Here is a 23,500-nt window from a genome sequence, read left to right on the forward strand (position 1 = left end):
TTGGCTTATAATTCGTGTTCTAGCGATCGGCTTAATAATTTTTCCGAGAGATTGGCCGGAGGATAGCCCGGGCCTACATATTTTTCTACCAGCATTAATAACTCGCTTTCGCCAAAAGGTTTGGTGAAGTAGTCAGTCGCCCCCGCCATGCGGGCTTGAACGCGATCGATAAATCCGTCGATCCCTGTCAACATGACAATGGGCGTGTGCCGGAAAGCACTAGAATTTCGCAGCATCGCGCAAATTTCGTAGCCGTCGAGTTCGGGCATGGCGATGTCGCACAAAATTAAATCGGGTTTGAGTTTAAAAACTAAACTCAGGGCTTCGAGGGGATTGCTGATGCCAGTAGCTTCGTAACCCTGTTCGTTTAAAATTGACTCAACTGTTTTGCGAATCACATTGTCATCGTCTATACAGACAACTCTCTTGACCTTGGTTTCTGGAGAAGACCATTCTATTTTGTTGTTGCCAGGGACAACAGAAGGCTGGAAAAATACTTGCACCAATCCCTGCTGCACGAAAGGGTAAATCGCCTTGGCGACAGTCAGCACGTCTCGGTTGAGGTAGCGCGCCATTTGGCGGATCGAAGTGTGACCGTCGGCCCAGCGTCTGAGAGTATTAAAGGTATTGGCAGGGAGCGCGACTCGGAGCTGGGCGGGATCTGAAATCATCGGGCATTGGTTGGGCGACTGAATGTGAGGGTGAAACTGCTTCCACTGCTGCACCTGTTGGACAATCTTCGCCAGCAGCGAGCTAATTTCTAAGCTGGTGAGTTGAGGAGCCAATGCCGATCCCATTTCAAAAGTGAAGGAACCCTGGTGGAGGCTGAGCAAGTCAAACAGGGTTTCGTGGATCATGCTGTGGATGATGTTGCGCCCTTGAGCTGGGGTGAGGGTGTGGTTTTCTAGCAGGGCCCACAGGTAGGCGTATTCTGGGGCATTGGTAGATGCCATATAGGGAACTTGGATTTTGTCAAGGGCGGTGTCTGCTTTGTAGCGGCGCAGGTAGTCGCGCAAGCGAAACAAACTGCCCGCACTCTGGGTAGCGTAAATAATCTGACCGTTGAAGCAGAAGACATACCAGGATTGTCCTGCAGGGGAGCGCTGGGTAGGTAGATTACCCGAGTTGCCGATGAAGCTGTAGGCCTCTACGAACAGTTCTCCGGTGCGCTGACCTAACTCAATTAATTGCAGGATGCTGCGGATGTCAATTTCACTCAAATTTCCCTGCATGCAGCTAAAGTATCCTCCTTAAAACCGTTGGCGTCTGAAATCGGAAAGACTGTGCGATCGCGCTCATATTGACTTTAGTTTCTGTCAATAATTTACCTGTCAACTGTCAACTGTCAACTGTCAACTGAATGAAGGGCTTGATGCCACTGGCACAATTAGGAATTGACGAAAGGGCGATTTTCTCTTGTTGACATACTCCCCAGCTATGGAGGCCTGGGGATTTTGAGCTTCGGGCAGCAATTTCAGGCATCAGCCTGTCTAGAATTAAGTCTTACAAGCCGCTTATAAAAACCTAGGCAAACCTAGGTAAACTCTGCGGTATAAGTTTGAAACATTCTTTCTTAGCGCTTTACGCTTCCTCAGTATCGAGGTTGACCAAGAAACTCCAGTTAGAAACACTGTAATAATCACAACGACGTGATATCATAGCGGAACGTTTGATTTTTTTATTCAGTTTGTTCCACTCGCTCCAAACGTGCTTTTCTGAATTCACTTCAGAATAGGCGGTTAAGGAGCAAGGTATTTTTTCACTTAACTTGCGTGCCCTACGAGCAATTACCAGTGCAGCCGCTTCGTCACTAGCTAAGCCATACATTCTCAGGTATTTCACCAAGCTGATAATGCTTGAATAAGCTGGATTGACCGTTGTCAACTCAATCCCACGATTCGACAAAATAGAACTGAGTTGTTTATAAAACTCACTATACGCCCAACCCGACAACATTCGAGCATACTTTCTACCTTTCTCTCGCAGCGATTGCTTTTTTGTTGAGAAATCAAGTTCTTCACAAACCACAGGAGATTCAAATTCTGTGGCTTTTGCAGCTAGTTGCAGACAAGCATCAACAATTTGAGCCTGTTGCTTGCCGGAGGGTAAACCTATCTGCAATGGGATCTGCCCTTTGGCTTTGAGATTCCCTTCAGAATCGACATACACCCACCCAATAGAACCGGGATTTATGTCGATACCAATGCAACCGTACATTCTCTCTCTCGAAACCTGCTTCGCGGGATTTGGGGTAAACTGCACAGCAGCAACCCACTTTCCATTCTTACGGTAGAAATGCCAGGTTTTAGCACCGCATTCTGGCAGTCTGTTGATGTTGCGGCTGAAATCACCAATCTCAGAGGACACAGTTTTTCCAAATCGTGACTCTAAGCATTTGGGGACTCTAAAAGTTATTTTATGCCCATTCCACTGGCAGACTTGATTGCCAAAAGACTCATCCTTAGAGCCGACAACAAAAATATCCCTCATCGGGATGAAGACTTTGACTGGCTCAAGTCTTAAATGTTCTACTCTGTTAATTAACCAATTCAGTTTACGCTTTTTATTGTGAATTTGAAAGCGCAAATTCTGCCAGTTTGTGGATTTATATTTAAGTGAGCAGGCTAAGGGGAAATTGCAACCTATTTTTGATTGATGCCATTTTTTCTTGGCATAGAACTTACGAGCTAATACCAACTTGCGTTCGGATTTTTTGAGCCACGCACCAATAGATTTAATTTTTCCTTCAAGAGCTTTTAGATGTAAAATCCTGTGTTCTTTAGCACCATCTACACGACCCTTGGCAGAACTGATTACACCATTGGCGTGGCGCTTATTGATGCCGTAGGTTTGCTGTAAATGCGTGTTCCAATCTGATTTCTTGAACTCTGTACCTAAAAGTAAGTGGTCAACTGTTTCAATGCTTGCAGCCCTAAAAATTGGGGCGTAAGCTTCTAAGAACATCTCGAAATCTGTAAATCCTAGTTCGTTGAGTTCGTGTACTGGTGTGGGCAAGCCTTTGCAATAAGTTAGGGTAGCCATTGATTCGACCTCTCAATGTGTTTATCTCTTCGTATGTTAACAGCTTTAAAGCTCTGCTAACTCGCCAATACTCATCAATCTATCCATTGGCTTACCGAGAATCTAACTACTAAATCCTGGGTAAATCTAGGTAAATTGTTAACAGTCATCACCCCGGCATTGGTGCGTGGGGTTTATGACACACACAATTGTCTGGGCTTTTCGATCGTCGTCCAACGCTGGCAGGGACGACTGGTTCAAGTCTTCGACCGCCAAAATTTTGACGTTTACCTTGCGCTGTGCGTCCTTGCGGTTGGGTTCTGTCTTAAAGCATTGACCTTTTTGCTCAAGAGTAGATCTCGATGACAGGCTCGCGTGATTCCACTATTCTAAGGCAGCGCGGTTCAAATCCCTAGTCCGCCTGCGGAGGAGACCCGATGCTGGGTAATTAAAGGACGAGATGGCGATCGACCCGCACCGAAAGCCTGATACAATCAATGAAAGTTTTTGACTGACTGATCTTTTTCGGCTTTGGGCTATGGCAGTCCCCCCAGTTTTGCTAGTCTTGAATCAAGCGGCATTGATACTGCTCTCCCATTGGTTCAGAAAGCAGGCGGCGGCAGTGCTTTCTAGACGCAGTGCGAGAGAAGCAGTGCTGTCGGCGAGTGCTGAAGACAGTTGTTCAAGGATGCTATTCCCGATCGGGCAAACGACACCAAAGAGAGGACTATTAGTGTGCTGTATCTAGCAGAAGTACAAAAACAGAGAAGCGGCTTTGGTCTCGGTGGCGGTAAGGCTGAACTGAAACTGCTAGCTTGTCAGCGGGGCGAACACAACTGGAGCGCCGTACCGGGCGATGACGCGATCCCAGTTGAGGAAGCTAATAAGTTTAACGACGGCACGCTGGTGCTGGTGGAGTTGAGCGCTAACAAGCAAGTGCAGCGGATTCAGGAGGCTGCCCGCCAGTTGGTGAGCATTCTGCAAAATTTCTCCCGCTTGCAGGACAAGTTTAAGGATAAGGAAGAGGAAATTGAGCAGTGGAAGGCTTCTCTGACGTTTTCGAGTCAGGAACTCAATCGCCGGGAAATGGAAATGCAAGCCCGCGAAGAGCAGTTGGCTCAAATGGAGGAGGAGTTGGAGCGCCTGGAGGCTCAACGCTCGGAAATTGAAAATACTCGAGATGAAGCTAACCGACTGCGAGAAGAGGTCGATCGCAGCCGCGCGGAGATGGAGACGGCTTGGGAACAGTTGCGGGGCGAACAGCAGCAGGTGGCTCACCAGCAGTCTCAGGCTCCTCAGGGGGCAGTTGTTGACGAGCAGCAGGCATTGAGAATTCAGGAGTTGATGAACAAGCTGGGAGGAGCAATTTCTGCGGCCCAAGGAGTTCGGGAACAACTGAATCAGTCTTTTGGTGTTGTGGGCGCTCAGCAGGCAATTCTGGATTTGCACTGGCAGCAGTTGGAGCAAAAACGCACAAACGCTCAGCAACAGCAGGAAGAGGTCGATCGACAAAATCAGAGCCTCCAAAGCCGCTGGCAGGAATGGTATCAATCCCAAGATGCTTTGGCGCAAGCTCGGGCCCAACTGAAAGGGCAGCAATGTACCCTCGGCGCTAAGCAGGAGCAGGCTCAGTCTATGTCTGTCCAGGTGAAGGCTGTTGAGACTATGTACCAGCAAATCTCCGGGCTGGCGTCTGGTTCGGGTGCTGGGGCTGTGGAGCAGGTAGTAGATGTGTCTGCTCTGGAGCGGATGCCGGTTGAGGAATTACAGGGGCTGGTGCAACACCTGCAAGAGGATTTGGAAAAGGTGTTCCGGTTTGTTAACGATCAAGAGGAGGAGTTGACTCTCCAGCGGGAAACAATCGAGGAGTTGCAAGCCAAAATTCAAGCGGCTTCCGAGTACGATCGCATGGCTTTGGAAAATGAAATGGCCGATGAACTCGAAAGTTATCAGATGTTGAATGAAACTTTGGTGGGACAGCGCCTCCGCTTGCAGGAACGGGAAAATGTTTTGAAGCAGCATCAGGCGGTGCTGTGGCGTCGCTTGGGTACTGCTAATCCTCAAAAAACAGAACCTGGACAGATTGATTTGGGGCCGATCGTCACACAGCTCAATACTCAACGCCAGCAGCAAAGCCAAGAATTGCAACGGCTGGAAACCGAAATTCAGCAGGTGCGGGAGTCAATATCTCAAATTGAGGGAAATGTCAACCGTCAAAATGGGGAAAGTGAAGCGAAACGCAATGAACTTAAGCAGTTAGAGCAGACTTTGTTCAGCCAGAAAGGTGCTGTGGCGGAACTCTGGGGCCGGGTGAATGTTTATCAAGAAATGTTGCAACCGGTGCAGGACAATTTGAGCGGGCTGCGCCAAAAGCTGGAAGCGGTGGGGGGAGAACTCGATCGCGTACAGCAAACTGGAGAGCAGCAAGATCGGGTTGTTTCGGATCTGCGGCAAGCTCTTTCGAGTTTTCTGCCAAGCGCCTAAAATTAAATATCGATCGCGATCCAAGGGTTTTCAACTCGGGCGATCGCTCCTCCAGGAAATGGATCGGTTTGCGATCGGTTGGGCGCTGCGATTAAGCTGGTGAGTTTTTCTACGCTGTCAAAACTGGGTGCACAGGGCAATATTTGTAGCAATACCTGTCGCATTGCTCGCCGTTGCAATGACAGGGGTGCTTCTCGTAAAATTGGGCGATTTAACTTGACGGGGAGTTGAATTTGCAACTGCGGGTTGTCTGTAGTTGGAGAGATGGCTCGCTGTAGTAATTCACTGGCTGCAATTTCGAGATATTCGACATCGGCGCGCAGGAGTTCGGCTGTTTGGGCGAGGGCTTGTTGGGTTTTTGGGTTGAAATGAGTTTCTAAATAAGGCAATAATTGCGATCGAATTCGGTTGCGCGCATATTGCAAATCTTGATTAGTGGAATCTTCCCAAATTGGTAGTTTTTGCTCTTGACAAAATTGACCTGTTTGCGATCGGGTGATTTCCAGCAACGGACGAACCAAGTAGATTTTAGATTTGGGATTTGGGATTTTTGATTGGGGAGTTTGATCTAAATTGTGCGATCGCAAATCGGCAGATATTTGGAAATTGGGATTGTCGCCAGAATCTCCCAATCTAAAATCTAAAATCGGCAATCGCAAATCGGCAAGGGGGCGCGTCCAAGTCAGGGAGGAAAGTCCGTCGGCGCCACTACCGCGAATTAGGTTGTAGAGGAGTGTTTCCGCGCGATCGCTGGCTGTGTGGCCTGTGACAATGTAGGGGTAGTTGTGGGCGATCGCAACTTCGGTTAAAGCTTGATACCGCCACTTTCTGGCCGCTGCTTCGGTTTTGGGGATGTCCGAGGCTGTTTGCAAATAATAGGATATTCCGAAATTTTTAGCTAAATTTTCTACATGATTTGCATTAGATTGGGAATCAGAACGCCAGCAGTGATCGCAATGAGCAATGGCTAGATTCCACCCCCATTTGGGCTGCAAATCCAGCAGTAATTTGAGCGTACACAGAGAATCTTGCCCGCCGGATACTGCTACTAACAATCGCTGATTTGAGGGCAAGATTTGTCGTTGCAGCAGTGTCCGGTGCAGTTGAGCGTGGAGGCGCGTCCAATTGGAAGATTCAGGCATTACAGTTGATAGTTAGCAGTTGTCAGTTGTCAGCTTGTCAGTAGTCGTAGGGTGTGTCGCCATCGATACTACCCAACAAAAGACAGAAAATCGATCGAGCGACGCACCACCGACAATATTTGACTACACAAACTCAACTAAGGATCGCGAATTAAATAACTTATAATTTTAACTACTTATTGTGGGATGGGCGTCCCGCCCGTCCAAAAAGGGCCAGCGGGCGGGACACCCCACAAACTTGTGTAAGTTATTAAATTTTCGTTCCTAAGAGCGTTGTAGCAAGGATTTTTTAATTGGTATCAGTTGTTAGTTGTCAGTTGTATGAAGGATGCAATTAGAAGCTCCTCAACTCAAAACTCTCAACTTAAAATTTAAAAATCTTCCTGCTTTCCCTCCCTGTAAGTAGCAGCTTAGCTCCACATTCCTCGACTGTGGGGGTTGCTGTCTGGATACCTAGAAATAGGAAAATCATTACTTATTTCTGTTGAGTCCGTGACATCTAATGGCTCATTTGTATCAATTTGCTCTGAGTCGGAGCTATCTTCGGCGTTGTTTTGGGCGGTGTCTGATTCTTCCGGTGCGGCGGGAAGAGCTTTTTGTTCTTTCACCTCAGGTTCGATGGGAATGAACTCCAGGCGCAATCTAACTTTTCCTTGTGTCCAGCCTTTTCCTGAACTTAACAGCTCGCAATCCATGCCATCTGACAATAATCTTTCTTCTAGCAATCTTGAATTCAGAATGGTCATATATTCGTTGACTTTGAACGTACATTGATACATCAAAGCGCTGGTAGGAGCCGACAAAACATCGTCTTCTTTGAGAAATATTTGTGAATCGTCCATATCAATTGTCATTTTAATGAAGGAAGAAGGAAGAAGGAAGAAGGAAGAAGGAAGAAGGAAGAAGGAAGAAGGAAGAAGGAAGAGGGAGTAAAATTTTACAGTCTCAGTAGTTTAGCAAAGTGGGCATTGCCTTTGTGTCAACTTAATATCAAACGTAGTAATGGTCTAAGGTACGTAGTTGGGCTTTAGCCCTCTTTATGCGTATAAAGAAAGAGGGCTAAAGCCCAACTACGTACCTATCTGTAACCTTGCCTAGCCCTTAAGAAGGGAGGACAGGAATAGATACAAAGGATTTTAGGCTTAAATTGACACACTTTGCTGGAAATAGCTGCCTACAACTGGAGATTATATTAATCCCTATTCGGTGATTTATTCTGTTTCTCTGGGACTGATTTGTGGTTCAGAAATTAGAAAAACCAACCGTAGGAATGCAAACCTTTGCCTAACAGATTGACGCCTAGATAGCAAATCCAAACTACTACAAAACCTGTGGCGGCTAAAATTGCTGGGCGTCTTCCCTGCCAGCCGCGAGTGATGCGGGCGTGCAGGTAGGCTGCAAATACTAACCAAGTAATCAGCGCCCAAGTTTCTTTCGGATCCCAACTCCAGTAAGATCCCCAAGCTTCGTTAGCCCAAACGGCACCGGCAATAATCCCAATTGTTAGTAAGGGAAATCCTAAACCGATGATGCGATAGCTAATGTTATCAAGAGTTTCTGCTAGATTCAAGCGCTGGGGCGAGAGAAGTTCTGAGGTTTGAGTTGCCGCGGTTGATGCGGTTTGAATTGTTGCTGATTCTAGGACTGCGGTGGCGCCAAAACCGTTATTGTTGGAGTTGAAAGACGGTTCGCTGAAAGCTAACGCGCTGTCGCCTACTGTTTCGAGGGTTTGAGGTTCGGGATTTTGTGGGCGTTGCAGGCGGTAGTTGCCGTTGCGGTTGCCGTTGGTGCCGAAGGAACTACCTGTGAGTTCGATTTTTTGGCCGCGGGTGACGATTAAAAATGCGATCGCCAGCAATGCTCCTACCATTAAAGTTGAGTAACTGAGCATCATGACGCTAACGTGCATCATCAGCCAGTTGGATTTGAGGGCTGGTACTAGGGGCTCTGCCGATTGCATGGTGTCGGGCAGAGTCAGGGCTGCAAAGGCGGATATTGCCATTGCTACGGGGGATGTGGCTGCTCCAACTAGGCGGGAACGGCTCATGTTTTCCGCGACTAGGTGGATGGTGGTGATTCCCCAAACTAAGAAAAATAGGGATTCGTAAAGGTTGCTGAGTGGGAAGTAGCCGGCTTCTATCCACCTAGAACCGAGTAAAGCGGCGATGGAGAGGTTGGCGACAGCCATCCCTGCGGTTCCCAAGGCCCACAGGTAGGGAATGCCGGGGAATGCTGTACCCACCCAGTAAATGAGCATTGTTGCGAACAAGATGGCAAAGGAGATGTTGTCCAGCCAGTTCTGGAGTACGACCAGATCCATATAATTTACTCCGGTAGTGTTTTTACTTATTTTTTGCTAACTAGATCGATCGTACTGGGGTTGGGCAGTTTTGGGTTTGAGATTTTGAATTTTTGTGGCAATTCTGAGTTTTTGGCGGTGGTTGAGGTAGGGGGCCCCGGCGCGGCGGGCGATCGCCCGGGCCCATCAACCCACATTCTGCACCCGCAACTAACACAAGGGAACTGATAATTTCTCCAGAGCAAGCTTGGGGCTTTCAACCAATTCTTTCTGGTAAAAATCAGCAATTAGCAGTAAGTAAGCCACCTATGACTCCACAATATTTAACAATTTCGACGCCAGCTAATATCTCAACTCACAGCAAATTAAGCAACACTTAAAATTATAAACAGAGATGAGATTACTAACCTTGTAAGATTACGATTGATAAATTTGCCGAATTTCGTCCAGGTTGTTGGCTGCGAGCATATCAGAGGCGATCGCCTGCAAAACACCCACATCAGAAATTTCCAAAATTTCCTCAAGCAGCAGCAATCCTTCATCTCCGAATTTCAGTCTTAAACCGAGTTCGATCGTCTGGATAAATGCTTGTTTAGTGCGCGCCCGTTCCTCCAATAACTGAGCATCTTTTTGAGATAACTGAGCATCTTTTTGAGATAACTGAGCATCTTTTTGAGATAACTGAGTATTTTTTTGTACCGCCAGTTCGTCGCCTGTAGGAATGGAAGCGCCACCAGCAGAGCACCAGCGCAACCAAGTACCAGTAACATTTTCAAATTCACCTTGCCACAGAGTTAGTCCCAAACCGACTTCGGGAAACCAAGCATCAGTTTTAGGCACGTAAGATTGATTGTGCAATTCAAAGATTCGCAGCGTACTGCCTCTCAACTCGCGTAGCGGATCGTACACAACATAATACGGGATTCGCATTCGAGCGTAATCTATTAATTTGCTGCCCAATTCGTTACTTGGAGTTGGAGAAACAATTTCGATCGCAATTTCGGGAGGTTTGCCAAATTCCCAAAATAAATACGATCGCACTTGTCTTTCCCACCAATCCTCAGCACCAGTAATATTGATACTCAGAAAAACATCCGGGGCGACTCCCGGCTGACGCACGCTGCTGAACAAACCGACATTTGCCGCCGCAATAAAGGGAACGGTAATCCCCGTATCGCCACCGCTATATAAAACCGTTGTCAGCAATCGCTGCTGTTTTTCGTTGATGAAGCTGTCCAAAGGAGTATCGTCTTCTAGAACTAAGTTGCTAATATCTGGCAACTGACTCGGATCGAGGGTTAATGGCTCAGACATAGGTAGTCGAGGTGAGAACTATCTGCCACAACAACTATAACAGAAGGGGCATGGGGCATGGGGCATGGGGCATGGGGCATGGGGCATCTTCGCCTTTATAAAATTGGGAATTGGGAAAAAGGAAGAAGGAAGATTTTCTTTCTTCTTCCTTTGCCAACGGACTTGATATTACTCGCAGCTAGAATAAAAAAATATTTCCCAAAACACTTGACAAACTGGCGAGCATACCCGATAGTAGTAATTCGTGACCAATGCGGAACTGGCGGAATTGGTAGACGCGCATGATTCAGGTTCATGTGGTGCAAGCCTTCCGGGTTCAAGTCCCGGGTTCCGCATTCCCAAGGCAGAAAAAAGTTTGGGGTTGACCCGATACAGGTAATAACCCCATTCGCTCTGCTGAATTAGGAAAATGCTGACAAGTATTCAAAACCCCTTAGTAAAAGAAATCCGCAAACTCCACAGCTCTAAGGGACGCAGGGAACAACAATTATTTTTACTCGAAGGTACGCATTTGCTCGAAGAAGCTTGCGCGGCCAAATACCCGTTAGCAACGGTTTGCTGCACTCCCGAATGGCTGGATCAGCATGGGAAATTGTGGGAACAAATTGTTGGTTTAGCCGATCGCACAGAATTAGTCAGTGCCAAAGTCTTAGAGTCGATCGCCACTACAGTCCAACCCGACGGCATTATCGCCACCGCACCCCGTACCGCAACACAACCCGCAGAAATCTCAACTTTAGGTATAGCTTTAGAAACCATCCAAGATCCCGGCAACTTGGGGGCGATCGTCCGCACCGCCGCGGCTGCTAATGCCGACGGCTTGCTGCTGAGTTCAGACAGCGCTGATTTAGACCATCCCAAGGTGCTGCGCGCCTCAGCAGGAGCTTGGTTTAAGCTGCCAGTAGCAGTCACTCCTGATTTAACCGCCGAAGTCTCCGGGTATAAAAATCGCGGGATGCAAATTTTAGCAACCGTTGCCGGCGCCAGTTTAACTTATTGGGAAGTTGATTTGCGAGTGCCGACTCTGATCGTTTTGGGCAACGAAGGTTCTGGATTGTCGCCAGAATTGAGAAGTTTAGCCGATCGACAAATCCAAATCCCCCTCGGCCGCGGCGTAGAATCTCTCAATGTGTCGATCGCCGGAGCCCTCATCTTGTACGAAGCTCAACGGCAAAGAAGTCATTAGTCATCAGTCATTAGTCATTAGTCATTAGTCATTATCTGTTGGGGCGGTATTGAAAAGCTGCTGGGCATTTAAAGTGTATTTTTTAATTGCGTTGTCCGAAAGCATCTCCCCATCTCCCCATCTCCCCCTCTCCCCCTCTCCCCCTCTTCCCTCTACCCCCCATCTCCCCATCTCCCCATCTCCCCCTCTACCCCTCTACCCCTCTGAGATTTAGCGCATTTTGTTTAACATGATGCAACTGCAAAGCTTGTTTGCGGGTACTCTCGTACCAACATTGCAGGCTTCCATGAAATAAATGTAAAGAAGTGTAGCCAACTGCTCTCACAAATGTTAAGATTCTTAACATAAGTAGCATTGTGCACCCCCAACCAAAACCTAACCTGAGAGGGTTCTGACTGGGAGTAACAGCTAGCTACCATAAAATTAAGCCTCTTTAAATGGAAGGAAAGCGCAAGTCCCCGCCCGCTTTCCTTCCCAGCTAAAGCTAGAGGTTTGCTATCCGACAAACCTTTAGAGGCACAGATCCTCAGCGGGAAAAGCTCATGAAAACTCTTAAGTCCTCAGATACAGATTCTGTTCGCGCTTACTTGCGGGAAATCGGTCGCGTTCCGCTGTTGACCCATGAGCAAGAAATACTCTTCGGGAAACAGGTACAGCGCTCAGCCGCACTGCATCAGGAAAAAAATATTTTAGCCGAAGAGTTAGGCCGCGACCCGACGGCGGCTGAATGGGCACAGACAGTCGGGCTGTCTGAGGCACAGTTGCAGCGGACGATCGACAATGGCGAAAGGGCAAAGCGCCACATGGTGGAAGCTAACCTGCGCCTGGTTGTGTCTGTTGCAAAAAAATATATCAAGCGCAATGTAGATTTACTCGACCTAATTCAGGAAGGTACGATCGGGATGCAGCGGGGAGTAGAAAAATTTGACCCGACTAAGGGCTACAGATTTTCAACTTATGCTTATTGGTGGATTCGTCAGGCAATTACCCGGGCGATCGCCGAAAAAGGTCGCACCATCCGCTTGCCGATCCACATTACCGAAAAACTCAACAAAATTAAAAAGGCTCAGCGCCTGCTAGCTCAACAGCTCGGCCGCGCGGCTACTGCTGCTGAATTGGCGTCAGAGTTAGATTTGACTCCCAAGCAAATTCGCGAATATCTCGATCGCGCGCGCCTGCCACTTTCACTGGACTTGCGCGTGGGAGACAATCAAGATACTGAGTTGGGCGATTTGTTGGAAGATACGGGTACTACTCCAGAAGATTTTGCCCTGCAAGCTTCCCTGCGGACTGACTTAGACCACCTAATGGCGGAACTGACTCAGCAACAGCGAGAAGTCCTTGCTTTGCGGTTCGGTTTAGAAGACGGGCAAACTTTAACTTTGGCAAAAATAGGCGATCGTCTGAACATCAGTCGGGAACGGGTGCGTCAAATTGAACGGGAAGCTTTAACCAAACTCCGCAAGCGCAAGCAAGATATTAACGATTATCTCGCTAGCTAGCTAGATGGGAATGGCGATCGGGACACAGGCGATCGCCATTTTCCAATCTAAAATCGTAAAAACCGCCGCCTTTAATTCGGTTGTACCCACTTGGTTGCTGCGACTGTCCTGCTACATTAGTAATTACTTGGTAATAAATAGCAGCAGCGATCGGATAAGGGTTATTTAATTTAACCGCCCGCGTCTAAAATAACAAGCTGTCTCTGAAACGGAGGTACTCGTGAGCAACTCATCTAATAAATCCCCTGAATTCTTTGAAGAAGACGGAGAAAATGCTAATTTATTATGGCAATACGTGCAGTCAATGGCTCCCGACACTGTTTCTCAGTTGTCTAAGCCGACTTCTCACGAAGTGTTTCAAGTAATGGAGCGAAATATTGTCGGGCTTTTGGGGAATTTACCTTCGGAACACTTCGGGGTGACAGTGACTACCAGTCGCGAACATTTGGGTAGATTGCTCGCCTCGGCTATGATTAGCGGCTATTTTCTCAAAAATGCCGAACAGCGAATGACTTTTGAAAAGTCCATCCAAGCTAGTGAGAGACACGGCTCGGATGATTAGTTGATTATTAACATTTAAATCGTACAAGTGTCAAGCCCCCTTCGGAAGATGGGGGCTTAAAATTTTAGATTTTAGATTTTAGATTTTGGATTTTGGATTTTGGATGGGTAGATTGCTGAATTGAAACCCAACACGAAAGTTTGCAGCCAGACTTTTATGAGACGGTATTAGTTGTCACTTGTGATTTGTTAATAAAATTGATAATATGATTAAATTATTAATTTTTAATTACAATAGATCGCACGGGTTGCCATCTAGCTGGTTGTTTCACCGTAATACTTCGTTACAGCCCACAGTTGCGGTTAAAAAAACGGTAAGTACGAAACTAGCAGTGCGTCAAAATTACCAATCACCAATTCCCAATTCCCAATTCCCAATTCCCAATTAATATGTCTCTTTCTCCTGTGGCCCACAAAGTTATCGGCGTTGCTGCGATCTGGAACGATCGCCAAGAAATTTTGATTGACAAGCGCCGACAACACGGACTGCACGGCGGTTTCTGGGAGTTTCCGGGCGGTAAAATAGAGCCGGGAGAAACGATCGAAGCTTGCATACAAAGGGAAATTATGGAGGAGTTGGGGATTGTCGTAGAAGTTGGCGATCGCCTGATTACAATTGACCACGACTACACTAAATTTACAGTTAGGCTTTACGTGCACCACTGCCGCTACATCAGCGGGGAACCGCAAACGATCGAATGCGATGAAATTCGCTGGGTGACACTCGACGAAATTGACCAGTTTACTTTTCCCAAGGCAAACGAACAGATTATTGCTGCCCTACGTTCAAATTGAACTTTAGGGAATGGGGCATAGGGCATAGGGCATAGGGCATAGGGCATAGGGCATAGGGCATAGGGCATAGGGCATAGGGCATAGGGCATAGGGCATACCTCACCACGCTTGAGAACCGCTATATCAAATTCGGTTGCTTGCGACTGACAACTGTTAACTAACAACTAACAACTAACAACTAACAACTAACAACTAACAACTAACAACTGACAGTTATTTCTGAATAGGCAGGGTAAAGTGAAAACAACTGCCTCGATCGGGTACTGAGTCTACCCAAATTTGACCGTAGTGGGCGCGGATGATGCCTTGGCACAAAGACAGCCCAATGCCGTAACCGTCTGTTGATTTATCTCGCTGCAAGCGATAGCTGTCTTCAAAAATGCTCGCACAATCTTCTTCAGGAATTCCCGGCCCGCTGTTACCAATGCTGACTTGAACTTTGTAAGCAGTGCGGTGCAGTATGGAAATACTTACAGTTCCTTGCTCTGGCGTGTACTTGCTGGCGTTGTCCAGCAGGTTGACTATGACTTGTTTGATGCGATCGGGATCGGCATAAACCAAGGGCAAATCTGCGGGAATGTCTGTTTCTAAGTTCAGACTTTTAGCCTGAAATTTGTCTTGAAATTGCAGGATTACATCTTGACAAATCGCCCTCAGTTCGATTTTTTTGGGTTCCATGTGGAGTTGAGCGTTAGTACCCCGGGCTGCTTCCAGGATATCTGTAATCATGCGATCGACAATTCGGATTTGGCGGCGGGCTTGTTTCATCAAATGAGCCGCCAGAGTCGGTGTCAAACGGGACTTTTGCCCCTCCTTTACCTTCTGATTTGACTCCAAAGTCTCCAAAGCCAAAGATGCGGCCGTTAAGGGATTTCGCAAGTCGTGAGCCAGCATCGCAATAATCCTGTCTTTCAACTGCAACTGCTCTTGCAGGTGTTCTTTTTCCTGTTTGAGCCGAAAAACTTCATCCGCAAGCTGCACGAGTTCGGTGGCGCAAGCAACCGAATAGATGGGTTTTGGGTCGGCCAGATTGGCAGCCAGAGCCGAGGTAGACTGCTGCTGAGCTGCGTATTCTTCTACAGAACGCTTCCAGCGGGGCCACCAATGTTCGAGTTGGGCGATCAAATTGCTGCCGGCGAGAGTTTGTCGGGGATCGGGATGAATTTTGAGCAGCGAGGGAGTGGCTACAAGTTTAAAGTGTTCGGCTAAATCCGGCTGTTCTCCTACGTCGATGACTTGAAGCTCAAAGTCGCACTCTGCCTTCAAAGCCTGTAGGGACTTGCGGATGTGTCTGGTCTGTTCCCTGGAAGAGGGACGCTTGTCTACGAACAGCAAAAGCTGTAAAAGCGGTGCAGGATTGGTCGGCTGTTCGGGAGAACAGTCGGTGTCGTCGTTGCCGGATGTTGGATTGACGCTGTTGACTTTTTCGATCGGGTGAAAATAATTGACCATTGCCGAGCCGAGTTATTTCACTTCTACTTTAATTTAATACTTACTTTAGATTTATGCTATTGTCCGATGATTTCATTACGGCGGGCCAATGACATTTTTGAGATGGAAGAAAAATGAGTCGCTGCGGGTAGTGGTTCAAGTGGCGGCGGCTTTTTTTGTGCTGTGCCTGCTGCTGACGCTGCACCGCTACTACAGCTTTTACGCTACATACGACCAAGGCATTTTCAATCAACTTTTTTGGAACGGCACTCGGGGTCACTTGTTTGAGAGTTCCCTGTCTTCGGCTTTGTCCACTAACGTGGTTCACCAAAATCAGCTCCCGTCTGTATCTTACTATCGGTTGGGGCAGCATTTCACCCCAGCGCTGATGCTGTGGCTGCCAATTTACTCGCTGTTCCCCTCTCCTGTTACTTTGACGGTGTTGCAGGTGACTTTAATTACGGCGGCTGGTTTAGTCCTGTACGCTCTCGCCAGACACCATCTAGAACCGCGACTGTCGGCGACAATTGTCGTGAGCTATTACACAGCTAACGCCGTCATCGGCCCGACTTTGGGTAATTTTCATGATTCTTGCCAAACTCCGCTTTATGTTTTTGGCTTGTTGCTGGCGATGGAGAAGCGCTGGTGGCCGCTGTTTGGGATTCTCGCAACTTTAATGTTAGCCGTGCGAGAAGATGGGGGAGTTGTGTTGTTTGGGGTGGGGGCTTACATGATTTTGAGTCGGCGCTATCCTCTGACTGGCTTGGCTGTGTGCATTCTCAGTTTTGGTTACATGATTGCTTTGACAAATCTGATTATGCCTTTGTTTTCTGCTGATATTTCCGAGCGGTTTATGATGGAGCGCTTCGGTCAATATGCTGATGGTGATGAAGCTTCGACTCTTGAAATTATTTGGGGAATGGTTAGCAATCCCGGGCGGTTGGTGACTGAGCTATTTACGCCATTTTTTGGTAAGATTAGATACCTACTTGGTCAGTGGTTGCCGTTAGCTTTGGTTCCTGCCGTAGCGCCCGCATCTTGGACGATCGCAGGTTTCCCGCTGCTAAAGCTATTTTTAGCTAAAGGAGAATCTGTGCTGGCAATTAATATTCGCTATGCGATGACTGTGGTTCCGGGGCTGTTTTACGGGGCAATCCTGTGGTGGGCTGGCCGTCAAAAGGAAGAAGATAGAATTAAAAGGGGAGAACAAACAATTTTGCGTTTTCCGAATGCGGTGTTTCCTTTCCCTTCGTCTTCGCAGTTTCGCCGCTTTTGGGGGTTTTGCATCTGCTTGTCACTATTTTTTACCTTCACGTCTAATCCTAATCGGACTTTTTCGTTTATTTTGCCCGATGCGATCGATCCTTGGGTGCAGGTTCCTCTCATCAGACAGTGGCAGCACGTGTCTCAAGTGCGCCCGCTGTTAGCTCAAATTCCTGATAATGCTAGCGTGGCTGCAACGAATACTATTGTGCCGATTTTGTCAAGCCGCCGGGAAATTCTCCGGTTTCCGATGTTTGAACTGCGGAATGATGCGGGAGAGGCAGTGAAGATGGAATATGTAATTGCCGATATGTGGCAGTTGCAGCAGTATCAACCTGCGTTTCGCCGGGAACGCGGACAGTTGCAGCAAATCGTGCCAGCGATCGATCGAATGTCCAAATCTGGAGACTACGGAATTGTTGGCTTTGAAGACGGTGCGATTTTAATGCGTCAGGGCGCTGCTTCTAATTCTGCATCGGTGGCTGCTTGGGATCGTTTTCGCCGCGAGTTGGAACCGATTTTGAAGCAATCTTGAGGGTGCGGGCGATCGCCCGAAACTGTCGGTTTAGGCCAAATATTCCAGAAACCGGGCCAGAGAGCAATTGCTGCAAACACCCGGTTTCTGCATAATTTTCCGTCCTTGTTGCTGCCAAAAGTCAGCCCTCGGGCATAGATTTGCGATCGATCAACATTTTAGGCTGTGGATCATACAATAAAGTAGTCAACAATAAACATTAAGATATATAAATTCTTAGGAGGGGAGAAAGATGAAAATTTTGGTATTGGCATGGGAGTTTCCTCCCAGAATAGTCGGCGGTATCGCCCGCCACGTATCGGAACTGTATCCAGAATTGGTGAAGCTAGGGCACTCGATTCACTTAATTACAGTAGAGTTCGGTCACGCGCCGATGTACGAAGTGGTTGAAGGAATAGAGGTGCATCGTGTAGTAGTCGGGCACGCCAAGGACTTTTTTCACTGGGTGGCGAACCTCAACCAAAGCATGGGGCACCAAGGCGGCAAACTAATGCTAGAAGAAGGCCCCTTTGATTTGATCCACGCTCACGATTGGCTGGTGGGAGATGCGGCGATCGCCCTCAAGCATACCTTTAAAGTACCGCTAATTGCCACCATCCACGCCACCGAATACGGGCGCTTCAGCGGCCTCCACAATGACGGGCAGCGCTACATTAACGCCAAGGAAAACGACCTCGCTTATAACGCTTGGCGCGTCATTGTTTGCAGCGACTATATGCGGCGGGAAGCCGAACTTGTACTATCGACTCCGTGGAACAAAATAGAGGTAATTTACAACGGAATTAGATCGGAAAAAAAGCCGCGCAGGGACGAATTTGACGCGATGGATTTCCGCCGCAAGTTTGCAGCAGACGACGAAAAAATAGTTTATTATGTAGGCAGAATTAGCTACGAAAAAGGCATTGCTGTATTTCTCAATGCAGCACCTCAAGTAATTAGGGAAATGGGGGGTAACGCAAAAATTGTTATTGTTGGTGGTGGCAATACAGACCATCTCAAAGTTATGGCTTGGAATTTAGGAATTTGGAATAAGTGTTATTTTACGGGTTTCATGTTTGAGGAACATCTCGACAAATTCCAGACGGTGGCTGACTGCGCGGTTTTCCCCAGTCTTTACGAACCTTTTGGGATTGTAGCATTAGAAAGCTTTGCTGCAAGAGTACCTGTGGTGGTGTCGAATGCGGGTGGCTTACCGGAGGTGGTGCAGCATACAAAAACTGGTGTTGTTACTGAGGCTAACAATCGCGATTCTTTGGCCTGGGGGATTTTGGAGGTACTGAGAAATCCTGGTTATGGGCGATGGTTGGTTGACAATGCTTATGAGGATTTGGAACGTCGATTTAGTTGGCCGAAGTTGGCAATGGAAACCGAATGGGTTTATCAGCGCGTGGTGGAGGAAAGGGCCGAGGTTGATTGGTAAAACAGACAGTTGACAGTTGACAGTTGACAGTTGACAGTTTGCAGTTGATAGTTGACAGCTTGCGCTGAGTTTGTCGAAGGGTTGACAGTTTACAGAAACAAATGTGGCAATTCTCAAGTTACTGAATTGGTAATTGGTAATTGGTAATTGGTAATTGGTAATTGGTAATTGGTAATGGGAATTGGCAATTGCTAATTGGTAATCAGAAAATTTACAGGGAATTCGCATCTTGAATATTTTTAGGGACATCGAACCCCAACCCAAACGCAGCTTGGTAACTTTATTCACCGCAGGCTTGCTATTCTGGTGTAGTTTGGCTTCGCTGCTGCCAACTTTGCCGCTGTACGTTCAATCTGTGGGCGGTAGCAAGCAGCAAATTGGTTTTGTGATGGGTGCATTTGCGATCGGGCTTTTGCTATCGAGGCCGCAGTTGGGTAAAATAGCCGACAGCCGGGGGCGCAAACAAGTTTTGCTGCTAGGCGTGTCTGTCGCTGCACTTGCCCCTATCGGCTACCTGTTAGCTCAATCTGTCCCATTACTGTTGTTTCTCCGGGCTTTTCACGGCATTAGTATCGCCGCTTTTACTACAGCTTACAGCGCTTTGGTGACAGATTTGTCGCCACCAGGAAAGCGGGGCGAATTAATTGGTTATATGAGTTTGGCCGCCCCTATCGGTTTGGCATTTGGCCCTGCGATGGGCGGATTTATTCAAGCTGGGATTGGTTATCCTGCTTTGTTTGCGATGTCGGCGGCTTTCGCCACCACAGCTTTATTTATTACCACCAAAGTTGTGGAACCGAATTTCGCTGAGTTAACAAAGTCTGACTCGCTATCTGAGGACAAAAACAGCCAAAAATACTGGCAAATGCTGTGGAATCCCCGGGTGCGGATTCCGGCTTTGGTGCTATTGCTGGTTGGTTTGGTATTCGGAACTTTGAGCACTTTTATGCCTTTGTTTATCCAAGAAACTAAGGTTAATTTGAATCCGGGATTATTTTATTCTACGGCGGCTATCGCCAGTTTCAGTTTGCGGTTGGTGACGGGGCGGGCTTCGGACAAATACGGCCGCGGCTTGTTTATTTCTGGCGGCTTAATCTGTTACGCCGTGTCTATGTTATTGTTGTATTTTGCTAACAGCAGCGGTGCTTTTTTAATCGCGGCTTTGGTTGAAGGTACGGCTGGCGGTACTGTTATGCCAATGATGGTGACGCTGATGTCGGATAGGTGCGAACCTCAAGAAAGAGGTCGTTTGTTTTCGATTTGTATTGGTGGGTTTGATTTGGGGATTGCGCTTGCTGGCCCGACTTTGGGTTTTGTTGCTGAACAAGTTGGCTACAGGAATATGTTTGGTTTGGCGGCTGTTCTGGCTGCTTTGGCTTTGCTGATTTTTGTTACTTTGTGTAGCAAGAATTTGTCTCATTCGCTTAAATTTGCGATCGGGCGTGGCAAAGATGTTTATGCTTTGAATAGGTGACAGGATGGGGACGGGCTCTCCGGCCCATCCCACAAGAAAAAAGTTTTGTGGAATGGGCCGGAGAGCCCGTCTTAGCTATTTTTGCAATCTTGTTTATTGTCCGATACAGTTTAGATAAGATCTCAAGATAGTAAAAGCGATGTGAAAAATAGACTCTGCGATTGCTTCGTTCCTCTCTTCGTCTCGGGACGGGCTCTCCGGCCCATCCCACAAGAAAAAAGTTTTGTGGAATGGGCCGGAGAGCCCGTCTTAGCTATTTTTGGAATCTTGTCTGTTGTCGATCGCACTTGGCAACTTTAAACAACAAACGCACCCTACAAAATACTGTAAGATGCGTCGCTTTTGATAATGGGCTTGGAGGGATTCGAACCCCCGACCTCATGGTTCGTAGCCATGCACTCTATCCAACTAAGCTACAAGCCCCTGTCGAGTTCAGACTTAATCTAAAATTGATTAAGTTCTTTTCTCACAGAATCTAACAGTAACACCTTTACTAAAATAATGCAAGACCTTTCCGAAACTTTTTCTAAATTGCCCGATCGCGCGCAGCTAACTCACCTCGACAACAGCGGGGAAGCCCAAATGGTGGATGTTTCGGCGAAAGTGGCAACTGTGCGCCAAGCTGTGGCTGCGGCGCGGGTGCGGATGCTGCCGGAGACGTTTGCGGCGATCGAAGCGGGGAATGCGCCGAAAGGCGATGTATTGGGCACTGCAAGGCTGGCTGGAATTATGGCGGCTAAGCAGACGGCGAATCTGATTCCTCTGTGTCACCCTCTGCCCATTAGCAGCGTGGAAGTGCAGGTGATACCGGATGCTGGGTTGCCGGGGTATCAAATTCGGGCGACGGTGAAAATTAAGGGCGAAACTGGTGTGGAAATGGAGGCGATGACGGCGGTTTCGATTGCAGCGCTGACTCTGTACGATATGGCTAAGGGGTTGTCCAAGTCGATCGCCATTGAATCGATTCGACTGGTAAGCAAAAGCGGCGGCAAATCGGGAGACTATCAAAATTTAGAGGGATAAAGTTCCGGCCTTGGGGGGAGGCAGAATTCAAAAAGTAGCACTTATGCTTAAAATAGGCACAGAACTACTAACATCAAGTGAAAAACTATGCCTCCTCGTTGGCCCCGCAAACCCGATCGCAAAGACCCTGAGTACCGTCAATTAGACGATCGCATGAATTTTGCGATCCACGTCGGTCTTTTTTCTGCTTCCAATTCAGGTTTGTGGTTTGTTCAAAATTTGCAAAAGGCTGATTGGCCTTGGGCAGTTACAGTGACGGGTGTATGGGCTCTAGTAGTTTTGGCCCACGCGATTTTCATTTTTGCGATCGCCGATTATTCGCCTTTAACCAAAGATTCTGGTTGAAGGGAGTTGTCGGCGATTTGTTAACTGTTTTAATCCAGCACAAATAATTTGCTTTTTTAGATATGGCTAATACTACAGTTGCGATCGAATCCTTAGCCGCCCAAATCGGCGAAAATGTCTACATTGACATTGCCAAGTGGCATTTATATCTCCGTGATGCCCACCTGCATACCGTTGTTGCCCAACAACTTTACCCGATGCTGGAAGATGGCAGTTTAAATGATGACAAAGTTGCACGAGTTTTGCAAGGTATTTCAGTTAAGCTCGGTGGCGGTAAGCGGGAAGTGCCGCTGGCAGATTTGATTCCGATGCAGTGTCAAGTGCAATTGATGGATGTTCTTGAGGAATTTCAACGGGATATGTGATCTCAATTATTGATTGGGATTTAAGTGCGATCGCCCTTAATTTGACTTAAGGGCGATCGCACTTTTCATTATTTGCCTAAATCAACCAGAAATTAGCAGGGGTAATCGCATTCGCACTTACTCCAACCATCACACCTAACTGCTCCCCTGTCAAGAGGTTTTCGATCGGAGTTCCCTGAGTATTTTGAGTTATTCCCAACTGGCTAACACTCAAACCATCGGTTAGTGCGATCGAATCTCGATTGACGGTAAAATCAGCGATCGTATCAAATCCTCCATCGGCTTCTAAGACAAATAGATTGTTACCGCTACCGCAAATTAAACTATCATTTTGCAACTTCTATCTCGTAGCTGATGGCACCCTAGGCTTTTAATTACTAGGAAATTAGCAAAGTGCGATCGCACTGTCTGTGATTGAGTTCGCTTATTTACAATTATTTATATTTTTCTGATTATTGATCGCGGTGAATTTAGGGAATGGTGGGGCGGTGGCGCGATCGTAAATATTAAACAAAATGGGACTAAGTAAGTAGGCGCCAATAAATCGGTGCGGTGTAACAGAATGTGTATGGGTGTCAGGGAGCAATTGCTTGACTTCACTTCACTTCGTCTCGATCGCTATTTGAATACTTGTATATTTTCATACTCATTTACTTAATTGACAGCTAAAAAAGAGTGAAGCAAGATCCTCTTTTGTCCCTCTTTTTAAGGGGGATGCAAGGCGGATCTAAATTTGAAGGAGAAGTTTAAAAATACACCTTATAGCCCCGGACACCAGAGATTTAATTGTCACATCCAGCGTAATTTTTGCAATCAAAAATGCTATGGGGAGGCTTGTCGGGAATGCCACCCAATATTTTTACATTTTTTTAAGATAGCGGTTTGCCAGAATTTGCTCGCGCAATTATAGAGGTTTGCGATCGCCTGAAATCCTTTAAAAACAAGGCATTGACTTGTCTCCACTGAATATCTTTACGGCACTACACTGAAACCGCTCTGATAACATTTCTTAAAACAAAGCAACACATAAGTTCAGATCGTATCAAGAGCAGATATCGCGAAATAACCAGCCGTAAATACATTCAAGACAGTCGAATTCAAGCATGGACTCGATCGAGAGCAACAATAATTAAAAAATCTGTTTTACTTGACAACGTAAAACAATCAGGTTAGAACAATGCAAGTGACAAATATAGGACTTACGCAAGAAAACGCATATCTGTCATTCTTTGCTGTGCATCGCAATCTCAACTCTATGTTTTTTGTGGTTCATGCGTAAGTCTTGAGACCTAAAAGTTTGTTTGCTAAAGTATTGGCAAACTCTAAAACTTTTATATCTC

Annotated in this window: 21 protein-coding genes and 2 tRNA genes; 14 read left to right on the top strand and 9 right to left on the bottom strand. The window is 47.1% G+C overall.

What is annotated here, in order from left to right; translation table 11 throughout:
- Positions 1 to 5: 5 nt before the first annotated feature.
- Positions 6 to 1,232 carry a response regulator gene (locus JGK16_RS07890; protein WP_293180683.1) on the bottom strand — a complete coding sequence of 409 codons (1,227 nt, stop codon included), beginning with the start codon at positions 1,230 to 1,232 and terminating at the stop codon, positions 6 to 8.
- Between the two features lie 349 nt (positions 1,233 to 1,581).
- Complete coding sequence (locus tag JGK16_RS07895) at positions 1,582 to 2,964, bottom strand: IS200/IS605 family accessory protein TnpB-related protein (RefSeq protein WP_293190146.1); 1,383 nt, start codon at positions 2,962 to 2,964, stop codon at positions 1,582 to 1,584.
- 735 nt (positions 2,965 to 3,699) lie between these two features.
- On the opposite strand from JGK16_RS07895, the gene hmpF reads away from it, so the two are divergent.
- Positions 3,700 to 5,505, top strand: coding sequence for a pilus motility taxis protein HmpF (gene hmpF / locus JGK16_RS07900; protein ID WP_325315127.1), 1,806 nt, complete (start codon positions 3,700 to 3,702; stop codon positions 5,503 to 5,505).
- A gap of 2 nt (positions 5,506 to 5,507) precedes the next feature.
- On the opposite strand, the gene tilS is transcribed toward hmpF, so the two are convergent.
- The 3 genes from tilS to ccsB form a co-directional block, all read right to left on the bottom strand.
- Positions 5,508 to 6,647, bottom strand: a complete 1,140-nt coding sequence (gene tilS / locus JGK16_RS07905; RefSeq protein WP_293190148.1) for a tRNA lysidine(34) synthetase TilS — start codon at positions 6,645 to 6,647, stop codon at positions 5,508 to 5,510.
- 410 nt (positions 6,648 to 7,057) lie between these two features.
- Entirely contained in the window at positions 7,058 to 7,489 is a 432-nt protein-coding gene (locus JGK16_RS07910; RefSeq protein WP_293180692.1) for a KGK domain-containing protein, read from the bottom strand.
- 407 nt (positions 7,490 to 7,896) lie between these two features.
- On the bottom strand, positions 7,897 to 8,967 hold the full coding sequence (gene ccsB, locus JGK16_RS07915) for a c-type cytochrome biogenesis protein CcsB (RefSeq protein WP_293180695.1): 1,071 nt from the start codon (positions 8,965 to 8,967) through the stop codon (positions 7,897 to 7,899).
- A gap of 33 nt (positions 8,968 to 9,000) precedes the next feature.
- On the opposite strand from ccsB, the gene JGK16_RS07920 reads away from it, so the two are divergent.
- Positions 9,001 to 9,174: a hypothetical protein gene (locus tag JGK16_RS07920; RefSeq protein ID WP_293202939.1), complete on the top strand. Its 174-nt coding sequence runs from the start codon at positions 9,001 to 9,003 to the stop codon at positions 9,172 to 9,174.
- Between the two features lie 189 nt (positions 9,175 to 9,363).
- Here JGK16_RS07920 and JGK16_RS07925 read toward each other — a convergent pair whose 3' ends face one another.
- Positions 9,364 to 10,260, bottom strand: a complete 897-nt coding sequence (locus JGK16_RS07925; protein ID WP_293180698.1) for a Uma2 family endonuclease — start codon at positions 10,258 to 10,260, stop codon at positions 9,364 to 9,366.
- A 253-nt stretch (positions 10,261 to 10,513) separates the two neighbouring features.
- On the opposite strand from JGK16_RS07925, the gene JGK16_RS07930 reads away from it, so the two are divergent.
- The 6 genes from JGK16_RS07930 to mutT all read left to right on the top strand — a co-directional run bounded on the left by JGK16_RS07930 (position 10,514) and on the right by mutT (position 14,304).
- A tRNA-Leu gene (locus tag JGK16_RS07930) sits at positions 10,514 to 10,595 on the top strand.
- Between the two features lie 74 nt (positions 10,596 to 10,669).
- On the top strand, positions 10,670 to 11,446 hold the full coding sequence (locus JGK16_RS07935; protein ID WP_293190150.1) for an RNA methyltransferase: 777 nt from the start codon (positions 10,670 to 10,672) through the stop codon (positions 11,444 to 11,446).
- A gap of 542 nt (positions 11,447 to 11,988) precedes the next feature.
- Positions 11,989 to 12,948 carry an RNA polymerase sigma factor, RpoD/SigA family gene (locus tag JGK16_RS07940; protein WP_293180704.1) on the top strand — a complete coding sequence of 320 codons (960 nt, stop codon included), beginning with the start codon at positions 11,989 to 11,991 and terminating at the stop codon, positions 12,946 to 12,948.
- 220 nt (positions 12,949 to 13,168) lie between these two features.
- The gene (locus tag JGK16_RS07945) at positions 13,169 to 13,510 is read left to right on the top strand and encodes a DUF760 domain-containing protein (protein WP_172187001.1); all 342 of its coding nucleotides are present in this window, start codon (positions 13,169 to 13,171) and stop codon (positions 13,508 to 13,510) included.
- A 205-nt stretch (positions 13,511 to 13,715) separates the two neighbouring features.
- A complete protein-coding gene (locus JGK16_RS07950) occupies positions 13,716 to 13,898 on the top strand; it encodes a hypothetical protein (protein ID WP_293180707.1) in 183 nt (60 codons plus the stop codon).
- A gap of 1 nt (position 13,899) precedes the next feature.
- Complete coding sequence (gene mutT, locus JGK16_RS07955) at positions 13,900 to 14,304, top strand: 8-oxo-dGTP diphosphatase MutT (protein ID WP_293180710.1); 405 nt, start codon at positions 13,900 to 13,902, stop codon at positions 14,302 to 14,304.
- Positions 14,305 to 14,517: 213 nt separating this feature from the next.
- Here the strand turns inward: mutT and JGK16_RS07960 are convergent, their stop codons facing one another.
- Positions 14,518 to 15,756, bottom strand: coding sequence for a histidine kinase (locus JGK16_RS07960; RefSeq protein ID WP_293190152.1), 1,239 nt, complete (start codon positions 15,754 to 15,756; stop codon positions 14,518 to 14,520).
- 88 nt (positions 15,757 to 15,844) lie between these two features.
- Between JGK16_RS07960 and JGK16_RS07965 the strand changes: the two genes are divergently transcribed.
- The 3 genes from JGK16_RS07965 to JGK16_RS07975 all read left to right on the top strand — a co-directional run bounded on the left by JGK16_RS07965 (position 15,845) and on the right by JGK16_RS07975 (position 20,427).
- Positions 15,845 to 17,533, top strand: coding sequence for a DUF2079 domain-containing protein (locus JGK16_RS07965; protein WP_293190154.1), 1,689 nt, complete (start codon positions 15,845 to 15,847; stop codon positions 17,531 to 17,533).
- Positions 17,534 to 17,765: 232 nt separating this feature from the next.
- Positions 17,766 to 18,953: a glycosyltransferase family 4 protein gene (locus JGK16_RS07970; protein WP_293180719.1), complete on the top strand. Its 1,188-nt coding sequence runs from the start codon at positions 17,766 to 17,768 to the stop codon at positions 18,951 to 18,953.
- 229 nt (positions 18,954 to 19,182) lie between these two features.
- Complete coding sequence (locus tag JGK16_RS07975) at positions 19,183 to 20,427, top strand: MFS transporter (protein ID WP_293190156.1); 1,245 nt, start codon at positions 19,183 to 19,185, stop codon at positions 20,425 to 20,427.
- 349 nt (positions 20,428 to 20,776) lie between these two features.
- Here JGK16_RS07975 and JGK16_RS07980 read toward each other — a convergent pair.
- A tRNA-Arg gene (locus JGK16_RS07980) sits at positions 20,777 to 20,850 on the bottom strand.
- 78 nt (positions 20,851 to 20,928) lie between these two features.
- Between JGK16_RS07980 and moaC the strand changes: the two genes are divergently transcribed.
- The 3 genes from moaC to JGK16_RS07995 all read left to right on the top strand — a co-directional run bounded on the left by moaC (position 20,929) and on the right by JGK16_RS07995 (position 22,160).
- Positions 20,929 to 21,450: a cyclic pyranopterin monophosphate synthase MoaC gene (gene moaC / locus JGK16_RS07985; RefSeq protein ID WP_293180725.1), complete on the top strand. Its 522-nt coding sequence runs from the start codon at positions 20,929 to 20,931 to the stop codon at positions 21,448 to 21,450.
- A gap of 87 nt (positions 21,451 to 21,537) precedes the next feature.
- On the top strand, positions 21,538 to 21,795 hold the full coding sequence (locus JGK16_RS07990; RefSeq protein WP_293157023.1) for a 2TM domain-containing protein: 258 nt from the start codon (positions 21,538 to 21,540) through the stop codon (positions 21,793 to 21,795).
- A gap of 62 nt (positions 21,796 to 21,857) precedes the next feature.
- A complete protein-coding gene (locus JGK16_RS07995) occupies positions 21,858 to 22,160 on the top strand; it encodes a DUF3181 family protein (RefSeq protein ID WP_293180728.1) in 303 nt (100 codons plus the stop codon).
- A 76-nt stretch (positions 22,161 to 22,236) separates the two neighbouring features.
- On the opposite strand, the gene JGK16_RS08000 is transcribed toward JGK16_RS07995, so the two are convergent.
- Complete coding sequence (locus tag JGK16_RS08000) at positions 22,237 to 22,497, bottom strand: hypothetical protein (protein ID WP_293180731.1); 261 nt, start codon at positions 22,495 to 22,497, stop codon at positions 22,237 to 22,239.
- Between the last annotated feature and the right edge of the window lie 1,003 nt (positions 22,498 to 23,500).

The organism is Microcoleus sp. PH2017_09_SFU_O_A (assembly GCF_020738625.1).
Taxonomy (GTDB): domain Bacteria; phylum Cyanobacteriota; class Cyanobacteriia; order Cyanobacteriales; family Microcoleaceae; genus Microcoleus.

What these genes read in the sequence shown, in the direction of transcription:
- JGK16_RS07890 (WP_293180683.1), bottom strand. Translation starts at nt 1,232, where the DNA reads ATGCAGGGAAATTTGAGTGAAATTGACATCCGCAGCATCCTGCAATTA.
- JGK16_RS07895 (WP_293190146.1), bottom strand. Translation starts at nt 2,964, where the DNA reads ATGTTCTTAGAAGCTTACGCCCCAATTTTTAGGGCTGCAAGCATTGAA.
- tilS (WP_293190148.1), bottom strand. Translation starts at nt 6,647, where the DNA reads ATGCCTGAATCTTCCAATTGGACGCGCCTCCACGCTCAACTGCACCGG.
- JGK16_RS07910 (WP_293180692.1), bottom strand. Translation starts at nt 7,489, where the DNA reads ATGGACGATTCACAAATATTTCTCAAAGAAGACGATGTTTTGTCGGCT.
- ccsB (WP_293180695.1), bottom strand. Translation starts at nt 8,967, where the DNA reads ATGGATCTGGTCGTACTCCAGAACTGGCTGGACAACATCTCCTTTGCC.
- JGK16_RS07925 (WP_293180698.1), bottom strand. Translation starts at nt 10,260, where the DNA reads ATGTCTGAGCCATTAACCCTCGATCCGAGTCAGTTGCCAGATATTAGC.
- JGK16_RS07935 (WP_293190150.1), top strand. Translation starts at nt 10,670, where the DNA reads ATGCTGACAAGTATTCAAAACCCCTTAGTAAAAGAAATCCGCAAACTC.
- JGK16_RS07940 (WP_293180704.1), top strand. Translation starts at nt 11,989, where the DNA reads ATGAAAACTCTTAAGTCCTCAGATACAGATTCTGTTCGCGCTTACTTG.
- JGK16_RS07950 (WP_293180707.1), top strand. Translation starts at nt 13,716, where the DNA reads ATGATTAAATTATTAATTTTTAATTACAATAGATCGCACGGGTTGCCA.
- mutT (WP_293180710.1), top strand. Translation starts at nt 13,900, where the DNA reads ATGTCTCTTTCTCCTGTGGCCCACAAAGTTATCGGCGTTGCTGCGATC.
- JGK16_RS07960 (WP_293190152.1), bottom strand. Translation starts at nt 15,756, where the DNA reads ATGGTCAATTATTTTCACCCGATCGAAAAAGTCAACAGCGTCAATCCA.
- JGK16_RS07965 (WP_293190154.1), top strand. Translation starts at nt 15,845, where the DNA reads ATGACATTTTTGAGATGGAAGAAAAATGAGTCGCTGCGGGTAGTGGTT.
- JGK16_RS07970 (WP_293180719.1), top strand. Translation starts at nt 17,766, where the DNA reads ATGAAAATTTTGGTATTGGCATGGGAGTTTCCTCCCAGAATAGTCGGC.
- moaC (WP_293180725.1), top strand. Translation starts at nt 20,929, where the DNA reads ATGCAAGACCTTTCCGAAACTTTTTCTAAATTGCCCGATCGCGCGCAG.
- JGK16_RS07990 (WP_293157023.1), top strand. Translation starts at nt 21,538, where the DNA reads ATGCCTCCTCGTTGGCCCCGCAAACCCGATCGCAAAGACCCTGAGTAC.
- JGK16_RS07995 (WP_293180728.1), top strand. Translation starts at nt 21,858, where the DNA reads ATGGCTAATACTACAGTTGCGATCGAATCCTTAGCCGCCCAAATCGGC.